11 protein-coding genes are annotated in these 12,635 nt (G+C 40.8%); 2 read left to right on the top strand and 9 right to left on the bottom strand.

Going from position 1 to position 12,635, the window contains the following annotated elements:
* Nucleotides 1–4 precede the first annotated feature (4 nt).
* From H5183_RS00470 to H5183_RS00485, 4 genes are all read right to left on the bottom strand, one after another.
* A complete protein-coding gene (locus H5183_RS00470; RefSeq protein WP_182730617.1) occupies nt 5–1,249 on the bottom strand; it encodes a lipoprotein-releasing ABC transporter permease subunit in 1,245 nt (414 codons plus the stop codon).
* Nucleotides 1,239–1,937, bottom strand: coding sequence for a lipoprotein-releasing ABC transporter ATP-binding protein LolD (gene lolD / locus H5183_RS00475; protein WP_145233154.1), 699 nt, complete (start codon nt 1,935–1,937; stop codon nt 1,239–1,241). Before lolD ends, H5183_RS00470 begins: the two co-directional genes overlap by 11 nt.
* Entirely contained in the window at nt 1,930–3,147 is a 1,218-nt protein-coding gene (locus H5183_RS00480) for a lipoprotein-releasing ABC transporter permease subunit (protein ID WP_145233153.1), read from the bottom strand. The genes lolD and H5183_RS00480 overlap by 8 nt, the downstream gene beginning before the upstream one ends.
* 137 nt (nt 3,148–3,284) lie before the next feature.
* Nucleotides 3,285–4,154: a LysR family transcriptional regulator gene (locus tag H5183_RS00485; RefSeq protein ID WP_179959209.1), complete on the bottom strand. Its 870-nt coding sequence runs from the start codon at nt 4,152–4,154 to the stop codon at nt 3,285–3,287.
* A gap of 117 nt (nt 4,155–4,271) precedes the next feature.
* Between H5183_RS00485 and H5183_RS00490 the strand changes: the two genes are divergently transcribed.
* Nucleotides 4,272–5,393 carry an S-(hydroxymethyl)glutathione dehydrogenase/class III alcohol dehydrogenase gene (locus H5183_RS00490; RefSeq protein ID WP_145233151.1) on the top strand — a complete coding sequence of 374 codons (1,122 nt, stop codon included), beginning with the start codon at nt 4,272–4,274 and terminating at the stop codon, nt 5,391–5,393.
* A 59-nt stretch (nt 5,394–5,452) separates the two neighbouring features.
* The gene (fghA, locus tag H5183_RS00495) at nt 5,453–6,295 is read left to right on the top strand and encodes an S-formylglutathione hydrolase (RefSeq protein WP_182730618.1); all 843 of its coding nucleotides are present in this window, start codon (nt 5,453–5,455) and stop codon (nt 6,293–6,295) included.
* On the opposite strand, the gene H5183_RS00500 is transcribed toward fghA, so the two are convergent.
* The 5 genes from H5183_RS00500 to H5183_RS00520 all read right to left on the bottom strand — a co-directional run bounded on the left by H5183_RS00500 (nt 6,249) and on the right by H5183_RS00520 (nt 12,607).
* Nucleotides 6,249–6,632 carry a hypothetical protein gene (locus tag H5183_RS00500; RefSeq protein ID WP_182730619.1) on the bottom strand — a complete coding sequence of 128 codons (384 nt, stop codon included), beginning with the start codon at nt 6,630–6,632 and terminating at the stop codon, nt 6,249–6,251. The two genes, fghA and H5183_RS00500, sit on opposite strands and share 47 nt — an antisense overlap.
* Nucleotides 6,633–6,852: 220 nt before the next feature.
* Nucleotides 6,853–8,364: a BCCT family transporter gene (locus H5183_RS00505; protein WP_257326090.1), complete on the bottom strand. Its 1,512-nt coding sequence runs from the start codon at nt 8,362–8,364 to the stop codon at nt 6,853–6,855.
* Nucleotides 8,365–8,586: 222 nt separating this feature from the next.
* Nucleotides 8,587–10,200 (bottom strand): ABC-F family ATPase, encoded by a 1,614-nt coding sequence (locus tag H5183_RS00510; protein WP_145233148.1) that lies wholly within the window; start codon nt 10,198–10,200, stop codon nt 8,587–8,589.
* 268 nt (nt 10,201–10,468) lie between these two features.
* Nucleotides 10,469–12,025 carry a SulP family inorganic anion transporter gene (locus tag H5183_RS00515; RefSeq protein WP_182730620.1) on the bottom strand — a complete coding sequence of 519 codons (1,557 nt, stop codon included), beginning with the start codon at nt 12,023–12,025 and terminating at the stop codon, nt 10,469–10,471.
* A gap of 123 nt (nt 12,026–12,148) precedes the next feature.
* Nucleotides 12,149–12,607 (bottom strand): Lrp/AsnC family transcriptional regulator, encoded by a 459-nt coding sequence (locus H5183_RS00520; RefSeq protein ID WP_016707271.1) that lies wholly within the window; start codon nt 12,605–12,607, stop codon nt 12,149–12,151.
* Nucleotides 12,608–12,635 lie beyond the last annotated feature (28 nt).

Here is a 12,635-nt window from a genome sequence, read left to right on the forward strand (position 1 = left end):
TCCCTTAGTTGCCTAATACCTTGGCTGGATCCACTGTTGTTGCCTGCCATGCAGGGTAAATAGTGGCTAATACTGCCAACACAAAAGTTACAATAACAGTGATCACAATATCTTGCCATACCAGCTTACTGGGTAAAAACTCAATAAAATACACCCCTTCCAGCGGGTTTGAGCCTAACAACTGACTCAATAGGGTAAAAAGCTCACTGATGTTCAGCGCCAGTATCACACCTATAAATGAGCCCAGTACCACGCCAATAAATGCTTGGCTAAGTCCTTGTAAAATAAAGGTCGCTAATATCGTACTGTCTTTAGCGCCCATGGTTTTTAATATCGCTATGTTGGCCTGTTTTTCACGTACTTCCATCACTAATGACGAAACAATATTAAAACTTGCCACCGCAATGATTAAAAAAACCACAATATAAACAATGGTTCTGACCATTTGTATATCTTGGTATAAGCTACCTTGGGTTCTAAACCAGCTAGAGATATAAACATAATCATCAATTGTTTGGCCAACCCGTAGCGCAATTTGGTGCGCTTGAAAAACATCGGTTACTGCTAAGCGAAGCCCTGTTACTTGCAGTGGTTCATAACCAAGTACTGATTGCGCCTTACTGAGATGGATGAAGGCAGCAGAACTATCAATAGGGCCACCCATTTCAATAATACCCGCAAGGGTTAAAGTGACCCTTTTGGGTGCTAAAATCTCAGTACTTATCTCGTTAACTTGCGGGATCAATAAGGTAATTAACTCCCCTTGCTTAACACCTAATTGTTTAACAATTTGTTGGCCTAAAATAATTTCGTCTTCGCTTATTTGGCTGACCAACTTGCCATGGGTAAACTGATTAACCGCCGATACGTCACTTTCTAGAGCAGGATCAACCCCTCGCACTTCAACCGCTTTTAGTTCACTTTTGTATTGCGCCATGCCATTGACACTAATAAAAGGTGCTGCACCGGTTACGCCACGTTGCTCTGAGAGCTTTTGAACTTTATCCGGCCAGTTATCAATTGGACGATTAGGCGCAACATATTCAACTTGTGGCACAACGCTTAATAAGCGATGTACTAGTTGTTGTTCAAAGCCATTGATCACCGACAAAGCAACAATTAACACTGCAACGCCGAGTAAAATACCAATGGTTGACGCTTTGGCAATAAAACTAACAAAGCCATTTTTTTCATCGCTGCTGCCGGAGCTTGCTCTAAAACGTTTACTTAAATAGGCACTAAGCAACATGGCTGGCCTCTTTAATTGCCAATTTCCCATCATCAAGGTAAGCAATTTTACCCAGCTTATCGGCTAATTCTAAGTCGTGCGTCACCACTACAAAACTGGTATTCAAACTGCTATTAAGCTCTTTGATCAAATCGTAAATTTTAATCGCATTTTGTTTGTCTAAGTTACCTGTTGGCTCATCGGCCAATACTAAATCAGGTTCGCTCACCAATGCCCGCGCAATTGCCACCCGTTGACGCTCTCCACCAGAGAGCATTGATGGTTTATGGCTACTACGGTGCGATAGCCCTACTTTATCGAGCATTACGAGGGCTTTAGCATTGGCTTTTTTAGCGCTGAGACCTTTGATCAAAAGCGGCATCGCAACATTTTCTAACGCGTTAAACTCCATTAATAAATGATGGAACTGATAAATAAACCCTAAATGCTCATTACGAAATTTTGCTTGCTCAGCACGTGATAGCTTAGCAACTTGTTGACCTTTAATTTTTGCCACACCGGCACTTTGTGAATCCAAAGTCCCCAAAATGTGCAGTAAAGTACTTTTACCAGAACCAGAGCTGCCAACGATAGCCAGCATCTCACCTTGTTGTAAGGTTAAATCAACCCCTTTTAAAACCTCAACGTGATTTTCACCATCTTGATACACTTTACTTAACTGTTCACATTGGATAACTAAATCATTCATAGCGCAATACCTCTGCTGGGCTAACATTGGCAGCTTTACGCGCCGGATATAAAGTGGCTAAAAAGCTCATGGTAATACTGCCTACGGCAATCAGCGATAAGCTCATTACGTCAAATTTTACTGGTAAGGCAATCCCTGTTAACAAGTTTAAACCTATGCCTGCCAGCACTTCGTTGATATAAGCACTGAGTAATAAGCCAAGGGCTGCACCGATACTGGTGCCAATCAAACCATTGTACAAACCTTGGATCATAAATACTTGCTGCACTTGAGCCGGCGTTAAGCCAAGCGTTTGTAAAATAGCCACTTCACTTTGTTTTTCGCTCACCATCATGGTCAACGCAGAGACAATATTAAATACCGCAACTAATACAATCAGCGCCAGCAGCATCGACATAATGCGTTTTTCCATTGCGACTGCTGCAAACAAAGTACCTTGTGACTGGCGCCAATCGGTGACTGTATGTTGACTTAAAATTGCACTAGCTGAAGCGCTAAAGGCATCTAGTTGAAAAGGATCGTTCAGTGAAATACTCAAATTAGGAGCACTAGTTTGAGGCAACTTTAATACCCGTTGTAGCGATTCGCCGCTAGTAAAAGCAAGTCCCATATCAATTTCAGAACCTGTTTCATAAATGGCAGCAACGGTGAACAAACGTTGGCTTGGTACGCGACCTAAAGGTGTATAGGTTGACGCATTAGGCATGATCACACGCACTTTATCACCTAAACCAATTCCCAGTTTACGTGTTAAATAACGACTAACCGCAATGTGATAGCGCGATGTCATTACTGTTTGCCAATTACCTTGAATAACTTTATCGCTGATTTTATAAAGCGATGCGTTATCGTCGTACAAACCTTGCAATAGCACGCCATGTAAATCGCGATTGGTTTGTAAAATGGCTTCACCATGGCGATACAAACTCGCTCTTTTCACAAATTTGGACGCAACAATGGTATCTTGCAGCTGGATCATTTGTGCTTGAGTTTGTCCATCAGACGCAATTTCAACATGAGGAATGAGGCCCAACATATTGGTTTTAAGGTTATTTTCAAAACCATTCATCACTGAGCTGACAGTAAATAATGCCATTAAACCAATGGCGATACCGGCAATGGAGAAAAACGAAATAAAAGAGATAAATGCGTTCCCTTTCGAGGAGCGACTGTATCTCAGCCCGATAAACAGGCTAACAGGTTGAAACATAATTATTTATGGTCACATTTAATGCCAATTCAACGCTCATACTAGCATAAATAAAGCGCCATTGGGTATGCGCAAAAGTGTAAAAATTCATGATAAATCAACTGCTGTATCAAAATTAAGCCGCTTTATTTAAACTTTTAGTTTAGAGATTTAATAAGGTGATCGAGTAATGCTCTGACATTGGTCGCAACAAATTGTCGCGGAGGATACACTCCCCATACACCTTCTGGTTTTGGCTGATTATTGGTTAAAATAGGCACTAAATCACCCGTGGCTAAATCACTCTCAATGTAGTAGTTTGGCACTTGTATGATGCCAAGACCCTTTTTAGCTGCATCAGCTAACGCCCAGCCACTATTACACTGTAACCGCCCCGCAATTTTGATATGTTTATCACGCCCTTGCTCGCACACCCGCCAATAACTGCTGTTGCCGACTAAGCATTGATGGTGCTGTAATTCAGCTAATGTGTGAGGTTCGCCAAAACGGGCTAAATAGGCTTTTGAGCAGCAAATTACAAAATGACGTGCACTTAAGCGTCGTGCTTTTAAGCTAGAGTCTTTTAAATGACCAAGGCGAATAGCTAAGTCAAAGCCGCCCTCAAGTAAATTTTCTTGTTCATTGCTCAGCGCCATCACCACTTCTACATCAGGGTGCAGTTGCATAAAAGTATGCACTGCTGGCATCACGAAGCTTTCGCCATACATAACCGGAGCTGTGAGTTTAATTTTACCTTTAGGAGCATTTTGCTGTTGTGCTAATAACGCGGTGGCGTCGTCCATTGCATGCTGTAAATGTTTTGTTTGATGTAAAAAGACTTCGCCTTCTTTAGTCAGTACAACTTTACGGGTAGTACGCGTTAATAATTGGGTATTTAAGCGCTGCTCTAATTGCGTTACATGGCGGCTTATGTGTGCAACGGATACCCCTAATGTGGTTGCAGCGCGGGTAAAGCTGCCTTCTTCACCGACTGCGATAAATTCGTCTATGCCTAACCAACGACTCATTATTACCATACTGTAAAAGTGTTTTATTAAAATGAAGATTAACATTGTTTGAGAAACAAATAAAATAGCGTTATTGTTCTCAAGTCATCTTCGTATTTAACCAGCAAGAGAGTTACTATGTCTGAATTTATAAAATCAAAAGCCGCAATTGCTTGGGGTCCAAATCAACCACTATCTGTAGAAGAAGTGGATGTAATGATGCCTAAAAAAGGCGAAGTAATGGTAAAAATTACTGCTACTGGCGTATGTCACACCGATGCATTTACATTATCAGGTGCCGATCCTGAAGGGATTTTCCCAGCCATTTTAGGGCATGAAGGCGCTGGTGTTGTTTATGCTATCGGCGAAGGCGTAACCAGTGTTGCTGTAGGCGATCATGTTATTCCTTTATATACTGCAGAATGCGGTGTATGTAAAATGTGTACTTCAGGCAAAACAAACTTGTGTTCCGCTGTACGTGAAACGCAAGGTAAAGGCTTAATGCCAGACGGCACGACTCGCTTTTTCAAAGATGGCCAACCAATTTATCACTACATGGGCACATCAACCTTTTCTGAATATACGGTACTGCCAGAGATCTCACTGGCTAAAGTAAACAAAGCAGCATCACTTGAAGAAATTTGCTTACTAGGCTGTGGTGTTACAACTGGTATGGGCGCGGTCACAAACACTGCAAAAGTTCAAGCAGGCGATACCGTTGCTATCTTTGGTTTAGGTGGTATTGGTTTATCAGCAATTATCGGCGCGAAAATGGCTGGTGCCTCGCGTATTATCGGTATTGATATCAACACGTCTAAGTTTGATCTAGCCACTAAATTAGGTGCCACAGACTTGATCAATCCAAAGGATTTCGATAAGCCTATTCAAGAAGTTATTGTCGAGATGACCGATGGTGGCGTTGATTTCTCATTTGAGTGTATAGGTAATGTTGATGTCATGCGCTCAGCCCTTGAATGTTGTCATAAAGGTTGGGGGGAATCGGTGATCATTGGTGTTGCTGGTGCAGGACAAGAAATTTCAACTCGCCCATTCCAGCTAGTCACTGGCCGCGTCTGGCGTGGTAGCGCATTTGGTGGGGTTAAAGGTCGTTCACAACTACCTGAGATTGTTGAACGTTACATGGCTGGCGAATTTGCATTAAATGACTTTATCACTCATACCATGGGTCTTGAAGACATAAACGACGCGTTTGATTTAATGCATGAAGGCAAAAGTATTCGTACTGTGATCCACTACTAATATTAAAAATACAGATACCACATAGGGTGTAAGCTATGTGGTATTTTAGCGAGGAATCCATGTTAGATAATTTAAGCGCCACAAAAGTTAGCGGTGGCTGGCACAAGCAATACAGCCATACATCTACAAGCACCCATTGCCCAATGCGGTTTGCTATTTTCTTGCCACCCGGTGCCAGCCAAACTAATAAAGTACCGGTGCTGTATTGGTTATCAGGCTTAACCTGTACGGATGAAAATTTTATGCAAAAAGCAGGTGCATTTAAAAAAGCGGCAGCGCTTGGTATTGCTATCGTTGCACCTGATACCAGTCCTCGTGGCGACACTGTGCCAGACCAAGACAGTTATGATTTTGGCCAAGGCGCAGGGTTTTATTTAAACGCCACCCAAGCCCCCTATAACACGCACTATAATATGTATGATTATGTGGTAAATGAATTGCCTTCGCTAATTGAACAGCACTTTCCCGTGACTGATAAAAAAGCGATTAGCGGGCATTCTATGGGGGGGCACGGTGCGTTGATGATTGCATTGCGCAATCCAAAAAGTTACACCAGTGTTTCTGCTTTTAGCCCAATCACTAACCCTATTGACTGTCCTTGGGGGCAAAAAGCGTTTAGTCAGTACTTAGGAGATGATCAATCACAATGGGCCAATTACGATAGCTGTGAACTAATGAAAAAGGCACACAGTAACGAATTTTTACCAATGCGTATTGACCAAGGTGATGCCGATAATTTTTTAGTCGAGCAACTAAAACCAGACAACCTAACTGCAGTAGCAAAGCAAGTTAATTACCCGCTAACGTTGAATATGCACGCAGGCTACGATCATAGTTACTTTTTTATCAGCAGCTTTATCGACGAACACTTATCATTTCATCAAGTGTATCTTCAGCGTTAATTGTATCCTCTACTGTGAGGTTGTCAGTCGTTACTTCCTCACATTGTTGTATTGATTTAGTTATTCTTTTGCATACCAGAGTAGGCTCTGAGCTTTCTTGCACTAACCCCACTAAAAAACGATCTACTTCGATGCCTAAGTCCGCAAATGACAAAGTCTGTTCATGACTAAAGTAAGTATTATCTTGAGGCGATACATGTGCGGGGGCCTGCGCTAAATCAGCATCATAATTTGTATCCGCTTTTGAATAAATAACTCCATCAACTAATACACCCACTACAGTGCACGCGCTTAGTAATTGGCTGACAAGTAAAACGCTAATAAAGTTCTTGAACATAAATTTAATCCTTTATATCCCATTGCTTAAATGCGTGAGTTATTATTTAACTACCTCGAATGAGCCAGTTTTTAATAGCATTAGTATTGCTTAGTGGTTGTATCTGGAATACCCACTATAAACGAACGAGTATAAAACACTGTAAAAAACTGTAAGTGAATGACAATAAAGTAATTAAAAGTTTAAACTAGCTCGATCATAGCAACAGTAATAGGTTTAACTACTCTTGTAACTCCTTCATAAACTCTTTTACAAATCCTATAAGCTGCAAAATAAAAATAAACAAAAAAGGCACTGCACCAATAATTGCAATACTACGGTTAAGTAATTCATTATTTTGTAATAACAATACCCAGCTACTTAGAGCTAAAGTAAAAGACCACACATACAAACTAAATCGATGACTGCTTTTTGTCCCCGCTAAATTACGGATCACTAAAATTGCAGAATCTGCCGAAGTAGCAACAAAAATCAGTAATAATAATAAGCTCGACCAAATAAGCACACCTCCTTGCCAACCTAACTGCTTAAAAAATACAAATAAGCCTTGTGTATAATCAGTTTTAATAGCGGCCATAATGCCACTACTATGGCCGCTATCCCAAGCAATAGCAGATCCCGAAAAAACACTAAACCAAATTAAAGTGACGAAAGTTGGCACAATTACTACGCCAACAATGTATTGCCAAACTGGCCGACCTTGACTTATTTTAGCTAAAAAAACCCCAACAAAAGGTCCCCACGCTAACCACCAAAAATAATAATTATACGTCCAACTATTAGCCCAAGCAGGATCATTTAGTTGACTTGATAATTGCCATGTCCCTGTCACTAATAAGTGGCTATAAAATTTAACGCCACTGATCGCCACATCTATAATCGGTTGTAGTGGTACCATCATGATGAGCCAAATAAGTACTCCAAATGCTAAAAAAACATTAAATTGACTGAGTGTTTGAATACCCTTTTTTAATCCTAAGCGCGCAGATAAGCTAAACAACAGCGCTAATAACATAATAATAATCAAACCAACTAACCAAGGCGAGTTAATGCCAAGCTCAAGCTCAATCCCTTTTCGTAGTAATAATGTTGAATTTGCAATCGTGCCAACTACACCAAAAAAAATAGCTAAAATGGCCACTAACTGGATCACGTATTTACACTTTAGCTGCCCTTCGCGACTTAAAAATGAAGTTGTTACACTCAACACCGGAGCACTTATATCTCCCGCTTTGCCACTGTTATGGCTCAAACCACCTAAGACTAAGCCAAATACTGCGTAGAGTGCCCATGCATGAGCGCCCCAGTTTACTAACGTAATAGCCAATGCAGCACCTTGTCTATCAGGGTAAAGACTTTGCTTTAATGGCGGTTGCAATACGTGCATGGCTGGCTCAGCTACGCCCCAAAAAATTAAACCCGATCCCATTCCTGCAGCAAATAACATTGACAACCAACCAAAAGTTGAAAACTCGACAGATGTATGCTCTCCACCTATTTTACGTTGTCCGAGAGGGCTAATAGCCAGCACAATAACGCTTATCAATAAAAAATTAACTAACAGAAAAAATGGTCCACCCAACACTGATAATGCATTAATGATCAGTGGTTGAATATGCGCGGTGAGCATATCAGGAAATAATAGAGCCCCGCTAACAAATAGCACACACAAGGTGAGCGCTAGTTTTTCAAGATTCGACACTAATTTAGGAATACGAGCTTTAATTACCACATAGATACCTTAAAAATTATACTAATTAAATCGGTTTTATCAGCGCTAACGTTACGACGCTTTAAAGCTACACCAAAGCAACTTTTTAATTTTACATAATTTAGACACAAAAAAACCGGCCGCAGCCGGTTTTCTGATACTTAATACCAATTATATTGATTTACAGAGCTCTTGAACTCGCTTGCATAATCATGCATTTAATAAAACTGAGATCAATAAACTTTACTTTGCAGCCAAAAGCTTCGCTTGCTCTTGTTGGCTTGCCATAAATTCGTTAAAGGTGCCATGGAAATTAACCACTTCTTTGTCACGAATATCAATAATACGAGTTGCCAATGATGAAACAAACTCACGGTCATGGCTGACAAAAATCAGCGTACCTTCAAAGCCTTTTAATGCATTATTAAGCGCTTCAATGGCTTCCATATCCATGTGGTTTGTCGGTTCGTCCATCACCAAAACATTTACGTCTTGCATCATTAATTTGCCAAACAATAGGCGATTTTTCTCACCACCTGAGCAGTTTTTAGCTTTTTTATTCGCATCATCCGCAGTAAACAATAACCGACCTAACATGCCACGCACCATTAAATCGTTATGCTTGGCTGTACGCCACTGTGACATCCAATCAAACAAGGTTAAATCGTTATCAAAGTCTTTACTACTATCTTGCGGACAATAGCCAATCGATGCATTTTCTGACCATTTTACAACACCGTGATTAGCTTCAAGTTCACCCACTAAACAGCGAATAAAGGTTGATTTACCAACACCGTTTTCACCAATAATGGCAAGTTTTGAACCCGCTTCTAAAATCAGCTCGCCGCCTTCAAACAATACTTCACCGTCAAAACCATGGCCAAAGTCTTCTAAGATCAATGCTTGGCGGTGCATCTTTTTACCTTCATCAAAATACAATGACGGCGCCATTCGGCTTGACGACTTCACTTCATCTAAGCTGATTTTATCCATGCGTTTAGCACGTGAACTCGCTTGTTTTGCTTTTGACGCATTAGCACCAAAGCGGTTAACGAAATCTTGTAACTCTTCAATTTCAGATTGCTTTTTAGCATTACCAGCAAGTAATTGATCACGAATAAGTGTTGATGCTTCAATGTATTTTTCGTAGTTACCTGGGTAAATACGCAGCTCACCGTAGTCAATATCAGCCATATGAGTACATACCGCATTAAGAAAATAGCGGTCATGAGAAATAATGATCATGGTACATTTACGCTGGTTAAGTTCGTGCTCTAACCAGCTAATGGTATGAATATCCAAGTTATTGGTTGGCTCATCCAGTAATAAAATATCAGGGTTAGCAAACAAGGCTTGCGCAAGTAAGACGCGCAGCTTCCAGCCAGGGGCTACTTGTGACATTAGACCAAAATGAAATTCTTCTTCAATACCCGCTTTTAATAAAATATCACCCGCGCGGCTTTCTGCACTGTAACCATCCATTTCAGCAAAAACGCTTTCAAGCTCAGCGACTTTCATACCATCTTCTTCACTCATTTCTGGCAGTGAATAAATACGTTCACGTTCTTGCTTTATTTTCCATAATGCAACGTCACCCATGATCACAGTATCAACCACTGAGTATTGCTCAAATGCAAACTGATCTTGGCTTAAGTTACCGACTTTCAGTCCTGGGCCAATTGATACGTTACCTGATGTTGGCACTAATGAGCCATTGAGGATTTTCATGAAGGTTGACTTACCGCATCCATTGGCGCCAATTAAGCCATAACGATTACCGTTACTAAATTTAGCGGAGATATTTTCGAACAAGGGTTCGGCACCAAACTGCATGGTGATATTAGCGGTAGAGATCAAAATGAATTTCCTAAGCAAATACTGACAAGTACACTGTTCGCTGAATAAGGAAAAGTTAATACAGGCAATAAGACGGTATAAAGAGGCCGCGAATTATACAGGCACTAGCTGCACTAGTCGAGCTTAGTCTCAATAATTGACTCACCGAGCACTGGTTTTTATGTGACTTAAATAAATTTTAATGTCATCTACGGTTTCAGCCAATGATTTGTTCGATAGCAATAAAAAAGCGAAGGCAGTGCCTTCGCTTTTTTATCAAACGTCTCGTTTAAGCAAGCTTGTCTGAAGCAACTTTATAAGTTGGATCTTCTATTACATTAACTTCTACTAAGTCGCGCGCTTTATGTAATAACTGTATACAGTCTGGGCTCAAGTGGCGTAAATGCAACTGCTTACCTGCCTTGGTGTATTTATCAGCTAAAGTATCAATTGCTTCAATGGCACTGTGATCTGCCACTCGGCTGTATTTAAATTCGATGATAACGTCTTTAGGGTCATTTTTAACATCAAACAACTCCGCGAACTTTTTCACTGAGCCAAAAAATAATGGGCCGTGTAGTTCGTAGACTTTAGAACCTTCTTCATCAATGTAGTTTGTAGTAAAAATATGTTTAGCATGTTGCCATGCAAATACTAAGGCTGACACAATCACACCCACACATACTGCAATTGCTAAGTCAGTTATCACCGTTACACCCGATACTAATACAATGACAAAAGCATCTGATTTTGGGACGCGTTTCATCATTTTGAAACTCGCCCATTCAAAGGTGCCTAATACCACCATAAACATCACGCCAACCAATGCTGCCAGCGGCACCATTTCAATCAAACTGGCGGCAAAAATAATGAATGCTAGGAGCATTAATGCTGCGGTGATACCAGATAGACGCGAACGACCACCTGAGTTAATGTTGATCATTGATTGACCAATCATCGCGCAGCCCCCCATCGCACCAAAGAAACCACAGGTAACGTTTGCAGCGCCTTGACCAATGCATTCTTTATTGCTGTGACCACGGGTTTCTGTGATTTCATCAATTAGGCTAAGGGTTAATAATGATTCAATCAAACCAATTGCCGCTAAAATAAGTGCATAAGGTAAAATAATTTTCAGTGTTTCAAAGGTAAATGGCACCATTGGAATGTGAAATTGTGGTAAACCACCAGCAATAGTTGCCGCACTGTCACCGGTCATATCTTTTAAGAAATCAAGTACTGTACGCGCTTCTAAATCAAATCCGATAACAATGGCGGTTACAGTAACAATAGCGACTAATGTTGATGGCACAGCTGTAGTCAACTTTGGCAAAAAGTGAATAATAGCCATCGTTAAGGCGACTAATCCTAGCATGATCATCATCGGCGTGCCGGTCATCCACTGCATGTCACCTTGACCATCGGACACCTTAAATTGCCCTAGTTGCGCTAAGAAGATTACAATCGCTAAACCATTTACAAACCCGAGCATCACCGGATGCGGAACCATACGAATAAACTTACCGAGCTTAAACACCCCTGCTAGTATTTGCAGTATCCCCATCAGTAATACAGTCGCAAAGAGATACTCAACCCCATGATCTAGCACTAAACTTACCATAACAACGGCAAGTGCACCGGTTGCACCGGAGATCATACCTGGGCGGCCGCCAAAAATAGCGGTGATCAAGCCAACAATAAATGCTGCATATAAACCAACTAAAGGCTCTACATTTGCAACAAACGCAAATGCAACAGCTTCAGGAACGAGCGCTAGGGCAACCGTTATACCTGATAAGATATCGTTTTTAGCAGAGCTCGGCGCCTTGCTTAATAAGTTAAACATTGAATTCCTCTTCGGAGTGTGGGATCAAAAAAGCGCTGAATTCTAACAAATTAAGCTAAGGTTAACAATTGCAGTAAGAGGAACAAGCTAACGCCTTTATAGCGCTAGCATGATTAGATACGATTAAAGTGGCAGCGATGTACTGCGTTTGACACAAGTCATAGTGACGTTTGAGTGAACTTCTTGAACAAATTCAAGATTCAATAAATTATCACGAACAAACTGTTCATAGCCTTCAATGCCTTTAGAAATGATCCGCAACATAAAGTCCATAGTGCCAGCCATACTGTAACATTCTGTTACTTCATCATAACTTAGGATAAGTCGTTCAAACTCAGCTAAATTTGTACGGCCATGATTTGATAAACGAACATGAGCGTACACTAGCATATCAAAGCCGAGCTTTTTCTCATCCAATAAGGCAACTTTGCCTTTGATGTAACCATCTTGCTCAAGCTTAGCAATACGACGCCAACAAGGTGATTGAGATAAACCGACTTTATCAGCAATATCAGCGGTCGAAAGACTTGCATCTTGCTGTAACAGTGCCAAAATTTGGCGGTCAACATGATTTAGAGACATTTTATTTCTTATTTATTTTACTAAATTG

This window comes from Pseudoalteromonas sp. SR44-8, assembly GCF_014163635.1.
Taxonomy (GTDB): domain Bacteria; phylum Pseudomonadota; class Gammaproteobacteria; order Enterobacterales; family Alteromonadaceae; genus Pseudoalteromonas; species Pseudoalteromonas rhizosphaerae.